Source organism: Nocardia mangyaensis, from assembly GCF_001886715.1.
GTDB classification, from domain to species: domain Bacteria; phylum Actinomycetota; class Actinomycetes; order Mycobacteriales; family Mycobacteriaceae; genus Nocardia; species Nocardia mangyaensis.
The window spans coordinates 6,947,004-6,967,564 of sequence record NZ_CP018082.1 but is presented as its reverse complement, the minus strand read 5'-3'; the positions used below and the strand labels follow the sequence as shown (position 1 = coordinate 6,967,564).

16 protein-coding genes and 1 tRNA gene are annotated in these 20,561 nt (G+C 68.0%); 7 read left to right on the top strand and 10 right to left on the bottom strand.

What is annotated here, in order from left to right; translation table 11 throughout:
* Window positions 1-115: 115 nt before the first annotated feature.
* Window positions 116-865 carry a crotonase/enoyl-CoA hydratase family protein gene (locus tag BOX37_RS31600; RefSeq protein WP_071930804.1) on the bottom strand — a complete coding sequence of 250 codons (750 nt, stop codon included), beginning with the start codon at window positions 863-865 and terminating at the stop codon, window positions 116-118.
* A 123-nt stretch (window positions 866-988) separates the two neighbouring features.
* Between BOX37_RS31600 and BOX37_RS31595 the strand changes: the two genes are divergently transcribed.
* Window positions 989-1,306: a hypothetical protein gene (locus BOX37_RS31595; RefSeq protein ID WP_071930803.1), complete on the top strand. Its 318-nt coding sequence runs from the start codon at window positions 989-991 to the stop codon at window positions 1,304-1,306.
* Window positions 1,307-1,390: 84 nt separating this feature from the next.
* Here BOX37_RS31595 and BOX37_RS31590 read toward each other — a convergent pair whose 3' ends face one another.
* Complete coding sequence (locus BOX37_RS31590; protein ID WP_156910646.1) at window positions 1,391-2,197, bottom strand: potassium channel family protein; 807 nt, start codon at window positions 2,195-2,197, stop codon at window positions 1,391-1,393.
* 174 nt (window positions 2,198-2,371) lie between these two features.
* Window positions 2,372-2,442 (bottom strand) — tRNA-Gly (locus tag BOX37_RS31585).
* A 121-nt stretch (window positions 2,443-2,563) separates the two neighbouring features.
* Between BOX37_RS31585 and dcd the strand changes: the two genes are divergently transcribed.
* A complete protein-coding gene (gene dcd / locus BOX37_RS31580) occupies window positions 2,564-3,163 on the top strand; it encodes a dCTP deaminase (RefSeq protein ID WP_071930802.1) in 600 nt (199 codons plus the stop codon).
* Here the strand turns inward: dcd and BOX37_RS31575 are convergent.
* Window positions 3,082-3,588 (bottom strand): hypothetical protein, encoded by a 507-nt coding sequence (locus BOX37_RS31575; RefSeq protein WP_071930801.1) that lies wholly within the window; start codon window positions 3,586-3,588, stop codon window positions 3,082-3,084. The genes dcd and BOX37_RS31575 overlap by 82 nt on opposite strands.
* A gap of 194 nt (window positions 3,589-3,782) precedes the next feature.
* Between BOX37_RS31575 and BOX37_RS31570 the strand changes: the two genes are divergently transcribed.
* From BOX37_RS31570 to BOX37_RS31560, 3 genes are all read left to right on the top strand, one after another.
* The gene (locus BOX37_RS31570) at window positions 3,783-5,045 is read left to right on the top strand and encodes a helix-turn-helix domain-containing protein (RefSeq protein ID WP_167660015.1); all 1,263 of its coding nucleotides are present in this window, start codon (window positions 3,783-3,785) and stop codon (window positions 5,043-5,045) included.
* Between the two features lie 104 nt (window positions 5,046-5,149).
* Window positions 5,150-6,397, top strand: a complete 1,248-nt coding sequence (locus BOX37_RS31565; protein ID WP_071930800.1) for a pyridoxal phosphate-dependent aminotransferase — start codon at window positions 5,150-5,152, stop codon at window positions 6,395-6,397.
* A 527-nt stretch (window positions 6,398-6,924) separates the two neighbouring features.
* Window positions 6,925-8,199: a YibE/F family protein gene (locus BOX37_RS31560; protein ID WP_071930799.1), complete on the top strand. Its 1,275-nt coding sequence runs from the start codon at window positions 6,925-6,927 to the stop codon at window positions 8,197-8,199.
* A 1-nt stretch (window position 8,200) separates the two neighbouring features.
* Here BOX37_RS31560 and BOX37_RS31555 read toward each other — a convergent pair whose 3' ends face one another.
* Both BOX37_RS31555 and BOX37_RS31550 read right to left on the bottom strand, forming a co-directional pair.
* Complete coding sequence (locus tag BOX37_RS31555; protein ID WP_071930798.1) at window positions 8,201-9,562, bottom strand: DUF7159 family protein; 1,362 nt, start codon at window positions 9,560-9,562, stop codon at window positions 8,201-8,203.
* Between the two features lie 86 nt (window positions 9,563-9,648).
* The gene (locus tag BOX37_RS31550; protein WP_071930797.1) at window positions 9,649-10,971 is read right to left on the bottom strand and encodes a UDP-glucose dehydrogenase family protein; all 1,323 of its coding nucleotides are present in this window, start codon (window positions 10,969-10,971) and stop codon (window positions 9,649-9,651) included.
* Window positions 10,972-11,128: 157 nt separating this feature from the next.
* Between BOX37_RS31550 and BOX37_RS31545 the strand changes: the two genes are divergently transcribed.
* On the top strand, window positions 11,129-11,632 hold the full coding sequence (locus BOX37_RS31545; RefSeq protein WP_240505130.1) for a YdcF family protein: 504 nt from the start codon (window positions 11,129-11,131) through the stop codon (window positions 11,630-11,632).
* 126 nt (window positions 11,633-11,758) lie between these two features.
* Here the strand turns inward: BOX37_RS31545 and BOX37_RS31540 are convergent, their stop codons facing one another.
* A complete protein-coding gene (locus tag BOX37_RS31540) occupies window positions 11,759-15,004 on the bottom strand; it encodes a (Fe-S)-binding protein (protein WP_071930795.1) in 3,246 nt (1,081 codons plus the stop codon).
* A 412-nt stretch (window positions 15,005-15,416) separates the two neighbouring features.
* Here BOX37_RS31540 and BOX37_RS31535 point away from each other — a divergent pair, with 412 nt between their 5' ends.
* Entirely contained in the window at window positions 15,417-16,214 is a 798-nt protein-coding gene (locus BOX37_RS31535) for a DUF8020 domain-containing protein (RefSeq protein ID WP_240505129.1), read from the top strand.
* A 305-nt stretch (window positions 16,215-16,519) separates the two neighbouring features.
* Here the strand turns inward: BOX37_RS31535 and BOX37_RS31530 are convergent, their stop codons facing one another.
* From BOX37_RS31530 to BOX37_RS31520, 3 genes are all read right to left on the bottom strand, one after another.
* Window positions 16,520-17,782, bottom strand: coding sequence for a S1 family peptidase (locus BOX37_RS31530; protein ID WP_240505128.1), 1,263 nt, complete (start codon window positions 17,780-17,782; stop codon window positions 16,520-16,522).
* A 154-nt stretch (window positions 17,783-17,936) separates the two neighbouring features.
* Complete coding sequence (locus BOX37_RS31525) at window positions 17,937-19,298, bottom strand: S1 family peptidase (RefSeq protein ID WP_071930792.1); 1,362 nt, start codon at window positions 19,296-19,298, stop codon at window positions 17,937-17,939.
* A 118-nt stretch (window positions 19,299-19,416) separates the two neighbouring features.
* Window positions 19,417-20,553, bottom strand: a complete 1,137-nt coding sequence (locus BOX37_RS31520) for a hypothetical protein (protein WP_071930791.1) — start codon at window positions 20,551-20,553, stop codon at window positions 19,417-19,419.
* Window positions 20,554-20,561: the final 8 nt, after the last annotated feature.

Genomic DNA, 20,561 nt, shown 5'->3' with positions numbered 1-20,561 from the left:
TGTCGCATGCCACATTTCAGCTGGTTGGCGAATCGCAGCGATGCTAACAGCCTTGCGCGCGGAAGTGGGGAACATCAACGTGGGAGCCGACACGAATTCTTCATCCGATTGCCTGTCAGTCGCTACGAGTCAGCGCTTTACGCAGCAGCAAGGGCAGTTGGGCCGCGCGCTCGGCGGCGAAGGTGGTGCGGGAACCGCGTTGCCAGGTGCGGTCGAACAGTCGTTTGGCCGCGGCGACGGCCCGGGGATCGCGGGCGGCGATGCGGTCGGCGAGAGTTTCCGCGGCGGCCAGTGGGTCCTCGGCGATTTCGGTGATAAGGCCGATTTTCCGAGCGTGGGCGGCGTCGACGGGATCGGCGGTCAAGGTCAGCAGCAGGGCTTGGTCGATGCCGATGAGCTGCGACAACGTGGCGGCGCCCGACATGTCCGGAATGAGCCCGTGCGCGGCTTCCATGACCGAGAATTCGGCGGTGGGGGCGGCGATCCGGAAATCGGCGGCGAGGGCGAGTTGGAGTCCGCCGCCGAAACAGCGGCCGTGTACCGCCGCGATCACCGGAATGTCCAGGCGGCGCCATGACCAGCACGCTTCTTGAAAGGTGTTGGTACCGCGCCAGGGTCGGGGCAGGAATTCCCGGACGATAGCCAACGGTTCGCGGGTAGCGGCGGCGATATCGAGCCCACTGCTGAAGCTCGGACCGTTTCCCGTGACAATGGCGACTCGAGTTTCCTTGTGTTCAGACACTTTTCGCGCTGCCGCGATGAGATCGCGCAGCATTTCCAGCGTCAGGCCGTTGTGTTTGCCGGGACGGTTCAGCGAGATATATGCGCGATCGCTATCGAAGCGCACGGTGATGTGGTCTCCCATGGCCCTACCTTACTCGTGAGTCAGTTCTGGCGGAACCGTTCGCGCTGGCCTCCACGGCGACGGTGCGGCATGATCCACCACGGCCGCGCATCGGCCGATGCGCGACGATCGAGAGGACACTCAGTGCGGATCTGTCTGGTCGCCGCGGCGCTCATCGCGTTGCCGGTGCTGTCGGCGTGTGGAAGCGATGACGAGGGCCCCGCGGTCACTCAGGCGGAGCTGTCCCAGTCGTTGCAGGACAAGGGTTTGCAGAATCCAGAGCTCGCCGACTGTGCCGCGAAAGTCTTTTTCGAGTCGGGAATGTCGCAGAACGGTCTGCGGGTGATGGTGTCCAACGCGCAGTCCGGTGACCCGGCCGAGCTGCTCGGCGAAGAGGACTCCGGCAAGGTCGCCGCGGCCCAGTCCAAGATCGCCACGGACTGCGTACGCCTGGGCAGCTGAGCTTCGGCTGATTCCACTCGCGTTGTGGCGGGCCATGTTTCGCGCCTGGGCTGATCGGCGTCGTCGGCCGCTCCGAGGTCGTTGTCAGTGGCGGTGGTCCGGAACGGGCCGGGCTTCGGCCGCTGGTGCCGCCGGATCGCGGTCTTCGGCCGTATCCGCCAGGCGCGGCCCGATGGCGTCGAGCCGTTCGTTGAGCCGTTGGATTTCCTGGCGCAGGCTCTGGATGAGCTCGTGTGTCGCGTCCTGCGACTGCGTCGATTCGTCCACCCGCTCGATCAGCCAGGACGCGAACGTCGCCGTCACCACACCCAGCAGCGCGATGCCCGCGATCATCAGTGCCGCGGCGACGAATCGGCCCGGCGTGGTGACGGGGACCCGGTCGCCGTAGCCGACGGTCGTCATCGTCGTGATCGACCACCACAGCCCGTCACCGAGACTCTCGATCTGCGCTCCTGGCGCGCCGCGCTCGGTGTCGGTGATGGCCAGCCCTGAGAGGCCGAGCAGGATCACCGTACCGGCGGTCGCGTAGATGACTACTCGGCCGCGCAGTTGGGGAGCTCCGGCGCGGTGCGCGATCGACAGCAACGTCAGCAGGCGTAGCAGGCGCAGTGGCCGCAGCATCGGCAGGACCAGAATGATCAGGTCGAAAATGTTGCGTCCGATGAACCGCAACCGGTTGCCGCTCAGCGCGAGCCGAGTGAGGTAGTCCAGCCCGAACAGCACCCATACCGCCCATGTCGTCGCGGCACAGGCGCTGCGCCAGCCTTCCGAGATTCCGGGATGGATGATGGGTGCGGCGTACGCGCCGAGAAAGACCAGCGCCGCGACGACCAGCGCCGGTTCGGTGCGTTGTTCCCACCTCGTACGCCGGGTCTGCACAGGGGTGTCCACAACTCGCTCCTGGCCCAGCCGACATCAGATTCTGGTGGGGCACCATAACCCGGGGCAGGGTGGCGGCGCGAGCGGCCGGGGCACGCTCGACACGGACACGCTTCGGGTCGGTGGCCATCGGAACTGTGGAGAAACGACGAAACCCCCCGGATGAGCTGGGGGGTTTCGTATTTGAGCCGATGACGGGAATCGAACCCGCGCTGTCTGCTTGGGAAGCAGAAGTTCTACCATTGAACTACATCGGCAGGCGTCTGACGCGTTCGCGACTCTATCAGACCTGTCGGCCGCAGATACAAGTCTTCGGGGTCGGTGCAGGTCGCTGGGGGGCCGAGGGGGTGGGGGTGGGTCGCTGCCTACACTGGGCCGGTGCTGCTCTCCGATCGTGACATCAGGGCCGAGATCGCCGCGGGGCGGCTGGGCGTGGAACCGATGCTCGAGTCGATGGTCCAGCCGTCGAGTATCGACGTGCGGCTCGACGGGCTGTTCCGGGTGTTCGACAACAGCCGCTACACCCATATCGATCCGGCGCAGCAGCAGGACGAGCTGACCAGTCTGGTCGAGCCGAAGCCGGGGGAGCCGTTCGTGCTGCACCCGGGGGAGTTCGTGCTCGGGTCGACGCTGGAGGTGTGCTCGCTGCCCGATGATCTGGCGGGGCGGCTGGAGGGCAAGTCGAGTCTGGGGCGGCTCGGGCTGCTGACCCACTCGACGGCGGGGTTCATCGATCCGGGGTTCAGCGGGCACATCACGCTGGAGCTGTCGAACGTGGCGAACCTGCCGATCACGCTGTGGCCGGGGATGAAGATCGGGCAGCTGTGCCTGATCCGGTTGTCCAGTCCGGCCGAGCACCCCTACGGCAGTGCCGCGGCTGGATCGAAGTACCAGGGTCAGCGCGGGCCGACGCCGTCGCGGTCGTACCTGAACTTCCCGCTCTCGCCCGATTCGCTCAGCGCGGTCGAGACCCGCTGAGGCACGACCGACAGCGCGAGGTGCAGCAGCAGCGACAGCGGCGGTAGCGCATCGTGGCCCGCGGGCGGGCGCACCCAGTGACAGCCTTCGCGGCTCCACCGGCCGAGGCTGGTGGGCAGCATGACGGCGCTGCCGACGGCGGGGATGTCGATGTCGAGGCCCGACAGGTCGGTGGCCACGTCGGCGGGGGGCCGGGCGTCGGGGACGGCGAGCAGGCTCCAGCGGATCTGGCGCGCCAGCACCGGACCCTCCCTGCGTTGCTCCCGTAAGACGGCCAGCACCTTCTCGGCACGCGTGGTCGGCAGGTGCACCACGCAGATCCGGTCGGTGATCGGCAGCATGACGAAGCCACCGCGCTCGCGAACGGGTAGCCCGAATTCGCGCTGGTAGCAAGACACCCAGTCGTCGACAGTTCTGGCTTCCACCCCTCAAGCATCGCGCGCGCGAGGGTGCGTGACCACTGCCTCACACCGCCTTTTCACTGCCTCTGGCCATGGATTCGGCGAACCTGTGGCGTGTCTCACTGCCACGCTCGTACTCTTGAGGGGGAGTGAAAGGTGACGCCGTGGTCGGGGAGTGGACAGGCAGAGAGGCCAGGGCCCTTCGCGATGCCAAACGAATGAGCATCCGAGAGTTCGCGGCTCATCTCGGCGTGCACGAACGGCTGGTGTCGAAATGGGAGGCCGGTGGGGCGCGGGTGCGCCCGCGCCCGGTGAATCAAGCAGCACTCGACACGTCGTTGGCTCGCTCCGACGATGTTGTCCGCGCACGTTTCTCGACCTTGCTCGCACCCGCAGGCGATGCCGATCTGCTCGCATTCGTCGACGCGGGAATCAAAGGCACTGTGCCCGAGATGATGTCGGAGAGGGAGCTGATCATGGCGGCTGCGCACGAGGCCAGCGAACACGCGGCCGCCGCGGAGAGCACCAATGTCGGCGCGACGACGCTGGCCCAGCTCGACGCCGACGTCCGGCGCATCGCCAACGAATACGTGCACGCCGCACCGGCGCCGATGATGGTCGAGATGCTGCGGGTGCGCAGGCGGGTGTACCGGCTGCTCGACGGGCAGCAGAAGCCGGTCGACACCAGCCACCTGTATTTACTGGCGGGCACCCTGTCGGGGCTGCTGGCCAACGCGAGCACCGACCTCGGCTACCTCGATGCCGCGGGCGAACAGATCAGGGCCGCATGGGCGTACGCGGAACTGAGTGGCCACAACGGTTTACGCGCGTGGACGCGTGGCATGCACGCGCTGATCGAGAACTGGTCGGACCGGCCGCGCAACGCCGTTCAATTGGCGCGCAGTGGTCAGGAATTCACCACCCCCGGCCTGGCCAGGGTGCGACTGCTCAACATCGAGGCCCGGGTGTGGGCGCGGTTGGGCAACGACGGCGAGACCGATCGCTGCCTGCGCGCGGCCGAGGTGGCCGCGGGCGACCGGCGCGACGAACTGCACGACGAGATCGGCGGGGTGTTCGGCTTTCCCGAACCGAAGGCCGCCTACTACGCGGGCGCCACCTGCATCCAGCTCGGTCGCGCCGACCAGGCGCTGACCGCCACCGAACGTGCCATAACGCTCTACACGAGTGGTCCTGCCCCGCAGCGCTCCTACGGCGCCGAATCACTGGCCCGCGTCGACAACGCCGCCGCCCACCTCATCAACGGCAGCATCGACGGCGCGGCCAATGCCCTACGCCCGGTCCTCGGCCTCCCCGAGGACCGCCGCATCGCCCAGCTCGGCGAACGCCTGGTCGACCTGCGTCGCCGCATCGCCGCCCCCGGTTACCGCAATGCCGTCGAAGCCCGTGGCCTCGACGAACAGATCGAAGAATTCTGCGTCGCCACCGCCGCCCTCGGCGCCCGCCCCTACCCCGCCGCGTGATCGAGCCGGGCAACAACTGAGCACGCCGCGTCTGGCCGAGACTCGCGAAGAGACGGCACAGGGCGGCGCAAAAATCGGTTTGCCCAGGATGGCACCATGGACGGGTGAGCCCGAATCAATCGCCGCATGTGCCGCCGCGCGTTCTCGAGCAGTCGACGAAACTGCAGAACGTGGTCTACGAGATCCGTGGGCCGGTACACGCGCAGGCAGCACGCCTGGAGGCCGAGGGTCATCGCATCCTCAAGCTCAACATCGGCAACCCGGCGCCGTTCGGCTTCGAGGCCCCCGATGTGATCATGCGCGACATCATCGCGGCGCTGCCGTACGCGCAGGGGTACTCCGAGTCCAAGGGCATCCTGTCGGCGCGGCGCGCGATCGTCACCCGCTACGAGCTGGTCCCCGGCTTTCCCGAACTCGACGTGGACGACGTCTACCTCGGCAACGGTGTCTCCGAGCTGATCACCGTCACCATGCAGGCGCTGCTCGACAACGGTGACGAGGTGCTCATCCCGGCGCCGGACTACCCGCTGTGGACGGCCATGACGAGCCTGGCCGGCGGCACCCCCGTGCACTACCTGTGCGACGAGGAGAACGGCTGGCAGCCCGATATCGCCGATATCGAATCGAAGATCACCGACAAGACCAAGGCACTGCTGGTGATCAACCCGAACAATCCGACGGGTGCGGTGTACTCGGCGGAGGTGCTGCAGCAGATCGTCGACCTGGCGCGCAAGCATCGCCTGCTGCTGCTGGCCGACGAGATCTACGACAAGATCCTCTACGACGACGCCAAGCACATCTCGCTGGCCTCGATGGCCCCCGACCTGCTGTGCCTGACCTTCAACGGCCTGTCCAAGGCGTATCGGGTGGCCGGGTACCGCTCGGGCTGGCTGGCGATCACCGGGCCGAAGGAGCACGCGGCCGGGTTCCTCGAGGGCATCGACCTGCTCGCGTCCTCGCGGTTGTGTCCGAACGTGCCCGCCCAGCACGCCATTCAGGTGGCGCTGGGCGGCCATCAGAGCATCGAGGATCTGATCCTGCCCGGCGGGCGCCTGCTCGAGCAGCGCGATGTGGCCTGGGAGCGGCTGAACATGATCCCGGGTGTGTCGTGTGTGAAGCCGCGCGGCGCGCTGTACGCGTTCCCGCGCCTGGACCCCAACGTGCACGAGATCCGCGACGACGCCAAACTGATCTTGGATCTGCTGCTGCAGGAGAAGATCCTGATGGTGCAGGGCACCGGGTTCAACTGGCCCGCGACCGACCATCTGCGGATCGTGACGCTGCCGTGGGCGCGGGATCTGGCGGTGGCGATCGAGCGGTTCGGTAACTTCCTGGCCAGTTACCGACAGTGAGACCTCACTTGTGAGGGCGTTGACCTGTGAGTTCCGAGGGGTCGGGGCAAGCTGGTCATCTTGATAGTTTGACCAAAACAGACCTCGAGTTCGGAATATTGCAAGTTTTGAAGATCTACTAGTGCAAAAGTCCAGCTTTTGTGTACAGTAGTCCTCGGCACTTCGGTGCCCGGCCCGGTTGTCTACCCCCCCTGGACGACCGAGAGCCTCAGGTACGCGCGCCTACCCCCCTGGGCGCCTGCCTGCGGGCGGCGGAGACATCCCCCTGCTCTCCGCCGCCCCCACTCATCCGCCTCCCCGCGTCCAGACCTGGACGCGGGGAGGTTTGTGTTGGCTGTTCCGCCTCTCCGTGTATTCAGGCCAGATCCAAGCGCGTGACGGTTTGTGTCGGCGGCTGGCGGTTCGGGCATTGGTTCCGGTAGTCCGTTCCGGTGAGTTACCCATGTGCTTGCGTGATCTGAGGGAAGGTTGCGTGATCTCGGGTTGCGTGGGGCGGTCTTGAAAACGACATCCCTTAAGGTTTGGGCGTGAGCGATCATCATCACCACCATCACGATCATTCGGGCCCGATAGCCATCGGTGACACCGCGGCCAGGGTTGTCGTGGGGCTGTTGGCGATCATCGGGGTGGTGGTGCTGATCGGGACGGTGATGTTGTGGCCCAGTGAGCAGCACGTCGAGATTCCGTTGCCGATGCAGACGGTGGCCGGCGAGGCGGTGCACACCGAGGCCGCGACGGTGGTGATGCAGGATGTCGGGGACTGTGGGAGTCCGTCGAACGGGCGGGTGTTCGTGGATGCGCCGGAGCCGCCGCGAATGTCTGCCTATACGTGTCAGCGCAGCATCATCGACATCCGGTCGGGGCCGGACGAGGGCAAGAAGACGCTGTTCGAGATCGCGCCGGGGCCGGGGCAGCCCGATCTACGGGCGGGTGACGACATCCGGGTGGTGCGGGCGGCCGACCCGAGCGGAATCACGATGTACGGGTTCGAGGACTACTCGCGTGGGCTGCCGCTGACGCTGATCGTGCTCGCGTTCGTGCTGGTGATCGTGATCGTCGCGCGGTGGCGGGGTCTGCGGGCGATCATCGGGTTGTGCTTCGCCTTCGGCGTCGTGGTGATGTTCCTGCTACCCGCGCTGCTCGACAGCAAGCCAGCGATTCCGGTCGCGCTGGTGTCGGGAGCGTTGATCCTCTATGTGGTGCTCTACCTCGCACACGGGGTGAATCTGCGGACCAGTTCCGCGCTGCTCGGCACGCTCGCCTCGATGTTGGTCGCGGCGTTCCTGTCCTGGGTGGCGTTGGAGATCACCCACCTCACGGGGTTGTCCGAAGAACAGAACACCAACGTGGCCACCTATATCCAGCACGTCAGCATCACCGGGCTGCTGCTGGCCGGATTCATCATCGGCTCGCTCGGTGTGCTCAACGACGTGACCATCACCCAGGCCTCGGCCGCCTTCGAACTCGCGGCACTCGACGAAGGCGCGTCACGGCGCGAGATCTTCACCGCCACCATGCGCGTCGGCCGCGATCACATCGCCAGCACCGTCTACACCCTGGTGCTCGCCTACGCCGGTGGTGCGCTCCCGCTGCTGCTGCTGTTCAGCATCGCCGGACGATCCATCACCGACGTGCTCACCGGTGACGCGGTGGCCATCGAGATCACCCGCTCCGCGGTCGGCGGTATCGCGCTCGCCCTGTCGGTGCCGTTGACCACCGCCATCGCGGTGATGCTCGCACGGCCCTTCGGCGGCAAGGTGCCCGTCGCGAAGCCGCAGCGGGCGCGGCACGCGCGCGACTGAGTTACTGGCCGGGGCCGGGGAAGCCCGGCAGCATCACCGGCGGCAGCGTCGGTACGACGATCGGCGGCAGGCCCGGCACCACGGTGTAGGTGTTCGGGCCGGGCGGCGGTGGTCCCGCGTCGGTCGGTTCCGTGGCCTGCTGTCGCACCGGCGGCGCGGCCACGGTCTCGTGTACGGCCTCGGTGGTGGTGACCGGGGCCGAGGTCGGCGCCGCGACGCTCGGGCGCGGTGGTGTGGTCGCGGGCACCGCCTGGGAGTCCTCGCTCGCCGAACCGCGCTCCAACACCTCGGGCCCGTAGCCGAGGCCGAGACCGATCCCGGCGACCACCACCAGCGAACTCACCGTCAGGACAGCGGCATTGAGCTCGCGGCGGGAATTCGCGCGGTGGGCGAGCGCGCTGAGCGGACTGCGCCGGCGGGCGGGCGCGGTCAGCCAGGCCGGGGTCGAATCGTGCTCGTCACCGAGCGCAGCGACGACGGGTGTGGCGGCGGGCGCCTGCTGGACTTGCGCGGGCCTGGCCAGCAGCACGGCGCCACGGGCGAGTGCGGCCTCCGGCTCGGCGGGCACGATCACCGGAACGCCGATCGTGCGCTCGAGGACGCGCGCGATCAGCGGAATCCGCGCGCCGCCGCCGACCACCAGGATCGCCTGCACCGGATGCTGCGCGCGGATGATCACGTCGCGGGCCATCCGCGCCGAGGACTCGATCGCCAGCATCATCAGCGCTTCGAAATTCTCCTGCGTGAGCAGAACGAGGCCCTGCTCACTGGGCAGCGCCACCGCGTTGCTGTTCGACAGCTGCTCCTTGGCGGCCCGGCACAGACCGTCGAGCGCGGCCAGTCCGGCCGGGTCGGCCGGATGCGCGATCCGGCCCGAGGCGATCTGCTGCTCGCGGATCAGCGAATCCAGGTAGTCGCCACTGATGTCGCTGATCCGCTCGCACTGGTAGACATCGCTGGTGCGCGCGTTCACCACGCTCACGGTGAGGCCCGAACTGCCCAGGTCGTAGACGGCCAGCGTGGACACCTCGCGCATATCGCTGGTCGCGTGCGCGAAGTGCACGGCGGCGACGGCCTCGGGAACGAGCTGGTAGTTGGTGAGCTGGCGGCGCGCCATCGCGGCGCGGATGGCCCTGGCCTGCGGTTCGCTGCGGAAGGTGATGGTGGTCGCGGCGATCTCGGGCGACGCGGCCAGCGCGCCGGCGATCACATCGGCCGCCGCTTCGTCGGCCTGCTGCTCGGGCATCGAAATCGACTGCACCTCGAACGAATACGGCGCGTTGCTCCCCTGGGTGTCGCCGAGCTGCGGGCGCGCCAGGCGCACCGTGCCCGCCCCCACCGAAACTCCCAGAACCGAACTCATCTGCTGTCCATCTCGTTCCCTACTGCACGACATGCGGAGCCGCGCATTCGGACCGAAATCCGGCAGCCCCCGCTTGGATCGCCACTCTACGGGGTGCCGAGTCCGGCGTACACCCACCCGGCCGCACGCCAGGTGCCGCGGTCCAAGCAGTTGCGACCGTCGATGATCGAACGGCGACGTACCACCGGGTCCAGATCGGCCGGGGTCAAAGCGGTGAATTCGTCCCACTCGGTCAGGACGAGGACCACATCGGCGCGATCGCAGGCCTCGGCCACCGAGGTGGCGTAGTTCAGTGTGGGAAACACCCGGCGCGAATTCTCCACCGCCTTCGGGTCGTACACGGTGACCACCGCGCCGTGCAGCTGGATCATCCCGGCCACGTTCAGCGCGGGCGAATCGCGCACATCGTCGGATTCGGGTTTGAACGCCGCGCCGAGTACCGCCACATTGGCGCCGAGCAGCGAGCCGCCGCAGGCGCGGGCGGCCATGTCGACCACCTTGGTGCGGCGGCGCATGTTGATGTTGTCGACCTCGCGCAGGAACGCCACCGCGTGATCGGCGCCGAGCTCGCCGGAGCGGGCCATGAACGCGCGGATGTCCTTCGGCAGGCAGCCGCCGCCGAAACCCAGTCCGGCGTTGAGGAATCGGCGGCCGATGCGGGCGTCGTAGCCCAGCGCGTCGGCCAGCATGGTGACGTCGGCGCCGGTGGCCTCGCAGACCTCCGAGACGGCGTTGATGAACGAGATCTTGGTCGCCAGGAAGGCATTCGCCGAGACCTTCACCAGCTCGGCGGTGGCCAGGTCGGTGAGCAGGAAGGGGATCTCGGCGGCGATCAGGTCGGCGTAGATCTCGCGGATGTGCTGTTCGACCCAGTCGGCGCGTTCACGGGTGCGGTCGAGGCCGAGGACGAGACGGTCCGGGCGCAGGGTGTCCTGCACCGCGAACCCCTCCCGCAGGAACTCCGGATTCCAGGCGACCTCGATCTCGACGCGTGCCCGCTCGCGAGCTCGAACACCCAGGGCCGCGGCGGTTCCCACCGGCACCGTGGACTTGCCGACGATCATCGCCGGACGCTCCAGCATCGGGGCGAGCGTATCCACCACGGCGTGCACGTATTTCAGGTCGGCGCCGTACTCGCCCTTCTTCTGCGGCGTGCCCACGCCGAGGAAGTGGACATCGGCATGGGCCGCCGCGTCCTCGTAGTCGGTGGTGAACCGCAACCTGCCCGCGGCGAGGTTGCGTTGCAGCACCTGCTCGAGGCCGGGCTCGTAGAACGGCACCACTCCATCGGCCAGTTTGGCCACCTTGCCGGGATCGACGTCCACCCCGACCACATCGTGCCCCAGCTCGGCCATACACGCGGCATGCGTGGCCCCCAGGTACCCCGTTCCGAAGACTGTGCATCGCATAGTTCTGTTGGTAAGCGCTGGGTGTGGCTACGCCGCGTCAGCGAGGCAAGAGCGGGCGCAACATCTGGTGTACAAGGGGCGACGTGGGTTGATCGACGCTGGTCGCGGCGGTGCGGGCTAGCATCGGTTCGTGCGCGGGCGCCGGATTCTGTTTGCTGTGAGCGGGCTGTTGCTCGCGGCGCTCGTCGTCACCGTGGCGTTGTGGCCGGTGTACGTGCGCCCGCGCACCGACCCGCCCCAACCGGCCGACGCGATCCTCATCCTGGGTGGTGCCCACGACGGCCGCGAGGAACTCGGGCTGAGCCTGGCCGCCGAGGGCTACGCACCGCGAGTCCTCGTCTCCAATCCCTACGAGCGCAGCCCGATGGTCAACCGGATCTGTCACGGCGGCTACAGCTTCGAGGTCATCTGCTTCGACCCCAGCCCTCGCACCACCCTCGGCGAAGGCCGCGGACTGGCCCGGCTCGGCGCCGACTGGCACCGCGTCATCGTCGTCACCTTCACCCCTCACATCTCGCGGGCCCGCTACATCCTCGGCACCTGCTGGCCGGGCGAGCTCCTCTTCGTCGACCCCCAACCCCATCTTTCCCCGGCACGCTGGGCCTGGGACTACGCCTACCAGTCAGCGGGATATGTGAAGGCGTGGTTCGCGAACTGCTGAGTGGCGGTGCGTCGCGGCTCAACTCGTCGAGAGTCGATGAGCGCCGCGTTCGACCAGCAGCCCAGGACAGCAGTGAGGCGCGGATTCCGGTGGAATCCGCGCCTCACTGGGTGTCAGGGCTTGGCGTCAGCTCTTGCGGCCCGGGGACTTGGCTCCGGACTTGAAGCCGAGGCCGCCGGGCTTGGCGGTCGGCGGGGCTACCGGTGGGGTGCCATTGCCGTTGGTGGGCTCGGGCTGGGGGGCCTGAGCCGCGGGGGCTTCCGGTTCTGCCGGAGCCGCCGGTTCGGCGGGGGCTTCCGGTTCGGCGGGAGCTGCCGGTTCGGTGGGAGCCGGGGTTGCCGTCGCGGCGGGCTTCGGAGCTCCCGGCGCCTTGGGGCCGGGGCGTTTGAAGCCGGACTTCATGGCCAGGCCCTTGGCGGCGACCGTGGGCTTGGACTCGGTGGGGGCCGAGGCCGGTTCCGCGGTGGGGGCTTCGGCTGCCGGGGCGGCCTCAGCGGTGGCCGGGGCTGGTTCGGCTGCCGGAGCCTCGGCGGCGGGCTTCGGTGCGCCGGGCGCCTTGGGGCCGGGGCGTTTGAAGCCGGACTTCATGGCCAGGCCCTTCGCCGCGACAGTGGGCTTGGCTTCCGTGGGCGCCGAAGCCGACTCGGCGGCCGGTGCTTCGGTGGCCGCTTCCGCTGCCGGAGCCGCTTCCGCTGCCGGAGCCGCTGGGGCCTTGGCGCCGGGCGCCTTGGCACCGCTCTTCATGCCCAGGCCGCCGGGTGCCTTCGCGCCACCCTTCATGCCCAAGCCCTTGACCGGAGCCGCGGGAGGCGCGGACTCGGCAGCCGGAGCCGCGTCGGCCGCGGGTGCCTTCGCACCCGGCGCCTTCGCGCCGCCCTTCATACCGAGGCCGCCGGGTGCCTTGGCGCCACCCTTCATGCCCAGACCCTTGGCCGGAGCCGCGGTCTCGGCGGCAGGAGCAGCTTCGGCCTTCGCGCCCGGCGCCTTCGCGGCACCCTTCATGCCCAAACCACCACCGCCGGGTGCCTTCGCGGCGCCCTTCATCCCCAAACCGCCACCGGCCGGTGCGGCCTTCGCAGCGGTCTCGGTCGCGACCTGCGCGACAACAGGCTCCGGTTCCGGTTCGGGTTCGGCCTTGGGTTCCTGGACCACCAACAGATTCGCCGACAGTTCAGCAGCCTCGACACGGGTGATCGAGTCCAACATCAACTGGGCGACATCGACGACCTCGACCCCTTCGCCCAGACCCTGCTCCTGACGGGCGGTCACACCATCGGTGAGCATCACCCGACAGAACGGGCAACCCGTCGCGATCTTGGTCGGGTTCGTCGACAGAGCCTCGTCGACACGATCGACATTGATGCGCTTACCGAGCTGCTCTTCCATCCACATCCGGGCACCACCGGCACCACAACACATCGACCGTTCCCCGTGCCGGGGCATCTCGACCAGCGTCGAGCCGGAGGCTTCCATCAACTCACGGGGAGCGTTGTAGATCTTGTTGTGCCGACCCAGATAGCACGGGTCGTGGTAGGTGATGTTCTGCGACACCGACGCCACCGGCACCAGCTTCTTCTGCCGCACCAAACGATTCAGCAACTGGGTGTGGTGCACGACCTCATAGGTGCCACCGACCTGCGGGTACTCGTTGTTGAGCGCGTTGAAGCAATGCGCACAGGTCACCACGATCTTCTTCTTCGACTGCTCGACACCGTCGAACACCGAGTTGATGACCTCGATGTTCTGCATCGCCAACTGCTGGAACAAGAACTCGTTACCCGCACGACGGGCCGAGTCACCGGTGCAGGTTTCCTCGGCACCCAAGACCATGAACTTGGTTCCCGCGGTCGCGAGGAGTTCGGCGACGGCCTTGGTGGTCTTCTTCGCGCGGTCTTCATAGGCGCCGGCGCAGCCGACCCAGAACAGGTACTCGTAGCCGTCGAAGCTGTCGGCGTCTTTACCGAAGACCGGGATGTCGAAATCGACTTCTTTGATCCAGTTGAGGCGGTCCTTGGAGTTCTGACCCCACGGGTTGCCCTTGTTCTCGAGGTTCTTGAACAACCCGGCCAGCTCGGAGGGGAACTCCGACTCGATGAGTACCTGGTAGCGGCGCATGTCGATGATGTGGTCGACGTGTTCGATATCGACCGGGCACTGCTCGACACACGCACCACAGGTCGTGCACGACCACAGGACCTCGGGATCGATGATGCCGGCGATGTCCTCGGCACCGATCAACGGACGCTCGGCCTCGGCACGCGCGGCCTCGGGGATCTTGGCCAGCGCGGCCTCGTCGGGCTTGCCGTCGGCGTCGACCAGGCCGATCTCGTCGCCACCGGGATCCTTGCGGCCACCGGCCAGCAGGTAGGGGGCAGCGGCGTAACCGTGGTCGCGCAGCGACATGATCAGCAGCTTGGGCGAGAGCGGCTTGCCGGTGTTCCACGCGGGGCACTGCGACTGGCAGCGACCACACTCGGTGCAGGTGGTGAAGTCCAGCCAGCCCTTCCAGGAGAAGTCCTCCATGCGGCCGACGCCGAGATTGTCGACATCGGGGTCGACGTTCTCCATGTCGAGGACCTTGCCGTTGGACATCATCGGCTTGACCGCGCCGAGGGCGACGCTGCCGTCGGCCTCACGCTTGAAGTAGATGTTGGGGAAGGCCGAGAACCGGTGCCAGGCCACGCCCCAGGTGATGTTGCGGCCGACCAGGTACAGGAAGGCCATGCCCGACATCAGCTTCACGAACGCGAAGATCGACACCATGGTCGGACTCGCGGGCAGCAGCTTGGCGATCTGCATGGTGAAGAAGTCGGTCGAGGCGTGCGCGTTGCCATAGGTGGCGAGCTTGCCCGCCTTGACGAAGATCATGCCGAGACCCTCGAGCAGGACGATCGTCTCGATCACGTACGCGGGGGCGAACTTCGATCCACTGAATCGCGAGAGCCGCTCCGGGACGCGCGGGTGGTTGAGCTGGCGGATGATGATCAGCGCGCTGATGCCGACCACGGTGCCGATGCCGAGGATCTCGTCCCACAGGTGGTAGATCGCGGTGTCACCGATGATCGGCCAGTGGAACTTCGGATCGAAGGTCTGGCCGTAGGCCTCGAACCACAACATGGCGCCACCCATGAAGCCGATCATGACCAGCCAGTGCGCCCAGCCGACGGTGCGGAACTTGTTCATCCGTGTGTGGGCGAGGAACTCGACGACCATGGTCTTGAACCGCGGGAAGAACGGCCGCCACCGGTCCGGCGCGGACTGGCCGATCGTCACGGCCTTGCCGATGTTCCATGCGCCGCCGAGGAACGACGCCCAACAGAACAGGCTGAGCACTGCTCCAATCGTGCCCAACGTGATTGTCAGGGCATTCATGTCGCGACCTTTCTTTAGAGGCAACACGAGGGTCATGGGCGAGCGGGCTCACCCAGTTGGCTCGTATCGTAACCGGCACTAAGTTACCGGCCAGTAACTACCGGTGTCCACCGTAGGATCGGCATGTGCGCTCTGACCTTGTTTACTGCGGCTTGACCTGGAATTTGCCTGTGAGCAATGTCACATAAATGTTGCTCGGAGGGTTCCTGGGTCGGCTGCTTAACACCGTAAACCGTGCGTGATCTGCGACGGAGCTAAGGCCAGGCTTACTAGTTTCGTCGAGATTGCTTCTGGCTTCAGGGGTTTCGGTCCACTAGGCTCCCACCTGTTCTGTCTGCTGTGCCGGTCTTCACACTGCTCGGGGAGAAGTAGGGGACATCTCACAAGGATGTGCCCGCTTGACGAGTCTCGCGTGTCGCGGATCGCGCGCCGTACCACACCTGATGGATGGGAACCTTTAATGAACTTCCGTAAGACCACTGCGGCTGCCGCACTGGTTATCGGCGCTATGACGGTGTCGCTGGGGACCGCGCACGCTGAGCCTGTCGCCGAGGCTCAGGAAATCAAGTACTCGGTGAAGATGGTCGAGACGACCGTCGTCACGAAGCTCCTCGGGGGAACCTTCGATCTTTCGGAGGTTGAGGAGATCGCGGATGGTGCGACGGAGCCGATCAGTACTGAGGTCGCCACCGTCAAGGATGGCAACGGTGACGTCGTGATGACGCTGCCGATGAAGTTCTCGGTCGCGGGCATCGACGTCCCAGTGAAGCCGGTGGTGAAGGAGGACGGCGCGGTCCTGGAACTGACCCCAGAGCGTCCGGCCAACCTGCCGCAGGGCACGGAGGTCAACGCGGTGGCGATCAAACCGATCGCCTCGCCGGTCGAGAACCAGCGTGCTATGAACGACTTCACCACCCAGTTCGGCCTGGCCACGGCGATCGGCGGCTTCGTCGGTACCGCGGTCGGTGTCGTCATCGGTGGCGCGATCGGTGTGGCGCTCGGCGCCATCCAGTGCGCTACCGTCGTCCTGTGCATTGCGGCGATCCCGACCTTCGTCGCGCTGGCCGGCATCGGTGGCGTGCTCGGAACGATCGCCTTCGGCGCTCCGGCACTCGGTCTCGCCGGTCTGGATCTGCTGAGCACGTTCCAAGCTGAGCCCGGTACCAGCAAGTGGAGCGACGAGAATATGAACGGAAGCAAGCCGAACTGAGCAGCTTCTCCGCGCCCTCGCCGAGTGGCCCGTTCCCGATCGGGAACGGGCCACTCGGCTGTTCGCACCAAGTGAACAAGTGTTACCTCGCCACGATTTGCCTGAGCACCCGAGTGCACTGTCGGACAATCGGATAGATATCAGCCGCTGGCGTCCGTGACTGCCTGCTGCCGGTAGCCCCTGGCTTCGGTGGGCCCGGACCTTGGGCGGGAGGGCACACTTACCCTGGCTCAGACGCGGGAAAGGCCGGTAGCTGCGAGCTACCGGCCTTTTCGAGGCTGCTCAGTGCCGGGGGAGCCCCGCGGTCAGTTGGTGCGGACCGCGAGGCCGGGGTTGTCCGAGAGGACGACGCTCAGGGGCTGGGCGAAGAGCTGGGGGGTGTCGCCGGTGATGGCGCCGATGATGTTCGGGATCTCGCAGATGGGGAAGTCGGCGACCGAGGAAGCGCTGGAGATGCCGAGGGCGAGGCGGCCGGTGACGATGGCGCCGCCGGAGTCACCGGGGAGGGCGCAGATGTTGGCCGAGAAGCTCTGGGTGAGCTGACGATCGCCGACCTGCACGGTCTGGTCGACACCGTTGACCACGCCACAGCTGAAGCCGGTGCGCGCACCGGACTTGCAGACCGGGGCACCAACCACGGGGATGGCGACACCGTCGACGGGGATGGGGGCGGCGCCGGGCACGCGGACGAGGTTGTTCTCGAAGCGGGCGCGGACATTGTCGTTGACCCGGATGATCGAGTAGTCCTGCTGGCCGAGCACCGACTTCTGGAAGGTGCCCAGCTGGGCGCCGGCGCGGTCGCCGTTCATCTCGTAGACGGCGGCGGCGTCACCGGTACCGGCGGTGCCGATGTCGGGGTTGCAGTGGCCCGCCGAGATGTTGATGACGTTGCCCGCGCGGTCGGTGCCGTTGAAGCCCAGCGAGCACCGCAGCGAGCTGCGGCCGAGCACGGAGGCGTAGCCGTCGCCGCCGGCCAGCGCGCCGGTGCCGTCACCGACGATGGGAGTGGCGGACAGCTCGATCCGCTCGCCGGCCACCGGCGGTGCGGTGACGACGACGCGGGACGGGTCGATGAAGCTCGGCAGCGGCAGCCCGGCCTGCTCCACGCGCACCGCGATCGCGTTGTTCACGGTGTCGACGACGACGCCACGCACCAGTGCGGCGACCTCGGGCGGCGCGGTCTCGAGCCAGTTCTCGAACGCGGTCTTCTCGCCACGCAGGGTGGACTCGCTCTTGGCGACGTTGCGCACCTCGAACCCGGCCGACGCGGCGGCCTCGCGGGCCTGGTCGGCGCCGGGGCCGTTCGCGAGCGCGACGACGGCATTGCCCGAGTCGCTCAGCCAGGAACCGGCGAACACCTGCGGGAACTGCCGCTGCGCGGTGGTCGAGAACGCGGCGACCTGCTGCGCCAGATCGGCGCGACGCAGGTACTCCTCGGGCGAGATCTTCAGATCACGGGTGACCGCTTCGATCAGCTGCGCGGGCAGGTCGACGGCGGGCTCGGGCTGCGCCTCGGCGACTGCCATGGTGGGGCCGAACAGCAGAATCGCCGCCGAAGCGGCGATCACGGACTTCCGAGCTCTTCTCGAGCTTCGCGCGGACGGGGTGCGACCCAGACGTGGCAGGAGCATGATCGAACTATATGGGCTCGGACCGGTTATGCCTACTCGGACCGGGCACGAGATTTCGCTCACCCGGTCCGACCGGCGATCCGGCGCGTCCTCAGCCCGCGTTCGACTTGGTGCGCACCGAGATTCCGCTGCCGAGGCCGCCGCCTGAGCTCGCGTCGATATCGGCCAGGATCGGCCGGATCGGGATGCCGAGGGTGGCGGTGCCGCCGTAGGGGGCGAGCACGGAGTTGGCCTCGGCGCAGTTGGGCGCCTCGGCGGCGTTGGAGCCGCTGGTGATGCCGAGCGCGAGGGTGCCGGTGACGATCGCGCCGCCGCTGTCACCGCCGAGGGTGCAGGCACTGCTGGCGAAGCCGCGGATGGTCTTGCTGACGCCCTCCGCGGTGAACAGCTGGGTCTCCACCCGGTCTGCCGAGACGAAACCACAGGTGAACGTGGAGGACTGGCCGGTCTTGCAGACCGGCGCGCCGGTGACCGGTTCGGCGGTGCCGGTGATGGTGAGGGTGGTGCCGTTGGCGCCGCGCACCCTGGGCTGATCCATGCCCGCGTTCACCGCGCGCTCGTTCAGCTTGATCACCGAGTAGTCCAGCGAGGCGGGCCCACCGAGTACCGACTTGGCGAACGCGCCGACCTGGGGGCTGTTGGGGATGTCGCGCACGTTCGGCGAGTAGACCGTCGCCGCGCCGTCGCCGTCGACGGTGGGATTGCAGTGGCCCGCGGAGATGTTGAGCGCGTTGCCGGCGGCGTCGGTGCTGTTGAAACCGAACGAGCACACGTCGACCCCGCGCAGCGTGGTGTCGCGCAGGTCGGTCGCCGCGGTGATGTAGGTGTCGCCGCCCATCGGCCGGTACTCCACGGCACCGCCGCCGCCGGGGGTGAGCACCACCTTGATGGTGGCGATCAGGGTCGGCAGGTTCAGCAGGTGGCCGGTACTGGTGTTGGCGATGTTGAGCACCAGCTGGCTGTTGAGCGCGTCGATCGCGATCGAGCTGATCGGCTGGGAGATCTCGCGCGGCAACGCGGCGATCCACTGACTCAGCTGGATCAGTGCGCCCTCGAGGCCGTTGGCCGAGATGGGGGCGAGGTGGGTCTGGTAGCCGTCGGCCGCGGCGATGCGGCCCGCGTCGGCATTGGTGACGGCGACGACGGCCTTGCCCTCCGGCGTGAGCCAGGCACCCGCGAAGGTGTCGGGATTCTCGGCGCGGAAGTCGCTCGCGTAGTCGCGCAGCTGCTGTGCGCGGGCGGCCCGGTCGAGGTATTCGGTCGGGGTCATCCCCAGATCGCGCGACAGCGCCGTCACCATTTCGGCTGGTAGCGCGTCCACGGGAAGCTGAACGGGCGCAGCGGGTTGCGCCGAGGCGAGACCGGAGCCGAGCAGGGGTGCGAGGAGAACAGTCGCGGCGAACCCGGCGGAGGCTGCCTTGACCGCGGCGCGACGCGCCACCAACTTGCGCATGAAATCCCTTCGTCTGCACGAGTGACCGAAACCACCGCCGGGGGCGATCATGTCGGTCAGCGCATCACTCTAAGGCACGGTCGTCCGGCGGGCGCGGTTACGGTGCACCCGGCCGAGATCAGCGGGTGCCCGGAATCGTCAGGGGCGGTGGGAGATAGTCCGGCGGGTAGTTGCGGAACGGCCACGGCGAGCGCGTGGTGCTGCTGCTCCCGGCGTCCGGCTGTTCCTCGGTGGTCGTCTGTTCGGCTTCCGGTTCCGGTTCCGGCGCGGGTTCCTCGGCGGGCGGTGGCGGCGCCGGTGCCGGTGCCGGGGGCTCGTCGGTGGTCGGGACGACAACCGGTGCGGGCGTGGTCGATTCGACGACGGGCGCGGGCGCGGGTGGTGGCGGCAGTGGTGCCGGTGCGGGCGGTTCGGTGGACTGTTCGGTCCGCGCGTCCGAGATGGGCGGCGGCGTGACCGGCTCGCCGCCGCGCAGCGCCACCGAGACGGCGACCGCGCCGAGCAGCAGACCGACCAGCGCGGCGGCCGCGATCAGCAGCGGCGTCCGGCTGCGAGCGGGCGGTGGGGTTTCGACGGGGACCGCCGCGGCGGCGACCGGCACGTCCATCGACTTCGTCGGCAGGCTCGCCACCGGCAGGGCGGCCGAGTACGCCTGCGCGGTCACCACCGGGGTGGCCAGCGCGGGCATGACATCGGTGACCACCAGCGAGTTCTCGGTGACGATCGGGTCGGGCGGGGTCGCGCCCGCGGGGGTGGCCAGCACCGCGACGAGCGCGGCCTCGGCGGCGGCGGTGGCGTAGGTGCGGCCGGGGTCGCCGCCGTGAACGGGTTGGGGCAGTTCGTCCTCGCCGAGCAGCGCCACCGACTTCAGGCCCAGATAGTCCAGCGCCTCGCGCACACCGCGCACGATCTCCGGCGACCACTGCGCCGGATGCGTGGCGTAGAACTCGGCGGGGCCGCTGAGGTGCTCGGTGGTGAGGTCGATGAGGCAGAACATCGCCGTCGCCAGCAGGTCCTCGGCGCGGTAGGCCTCGCCGCCGTCGACATCGACACCGGCCGGGTCGCCGATCGCGCGGACGAACCCGGCGACGGAGTGGGCGTGCTCGTTCGGGGCCGGACCGCCGAGCGCGGCGTCGCCGTCGTCGGACATGTGCAGGACCGATTCGCGGGCGACGAAGGTCGCCGAGCCGTCCTCGGTGACCACCGCGGCGATGCACTCGTCATCGGCGATGCGCAGGCCGACTCCGGTGGCCATCCCGTTTA

Coding starts and splice junctions, on each gene's coding strand:
- BOX37_RS31600 (WP_071930804.1), bottom strand. CDS start 865: ATGGGAGACCACATCACCGTGCGCTTCGATAGCGATCGCGCATATATC.
- BOX37_RS31570 (WP_167660015.1), top strand. CDS start 3,783: ATGAGCATCCGAGAGTTCGCGGCTCATCTCGGCGTGCACGAACGGCTG.
- BOX37_RS31555 (WP_071930798.1), bottom strand. CDS start 9,562: ATGAGTTCGGTTCTGGGAGTTTCGGTGGGGGCGGGCACGGTGCGCCTG.
- BOX37_RS31550 (WP_071930797.1), bottom strand. CDS start 10,971: ATGCGATGCACAGTCTTCGGAACGGGGTACCTGGGGGCCACGCATGCC.
- BOX37_RS31540 (WP_071930795.1), bottom strand. CDS start 15,004: ATGAATGCCCTGACAATCACGTTGGGCACGATTGGAGCAGTGCTCAGC.
- BOX37_RS31525 (WP_071930792.1), bottom strand. CDS start 19,298: ATGCGCAAGTTGGTGGCGCGTCGCGCCGCGGTCAAGGCAGCCTCCGCC.
- BOX37_RS31520 (WP_071930791.1), bottom strand. CDS start 20,553: ATGGCCACCGGAGTCGGCCTGCGCATCGCCGATGACGAGTGCATCGCC.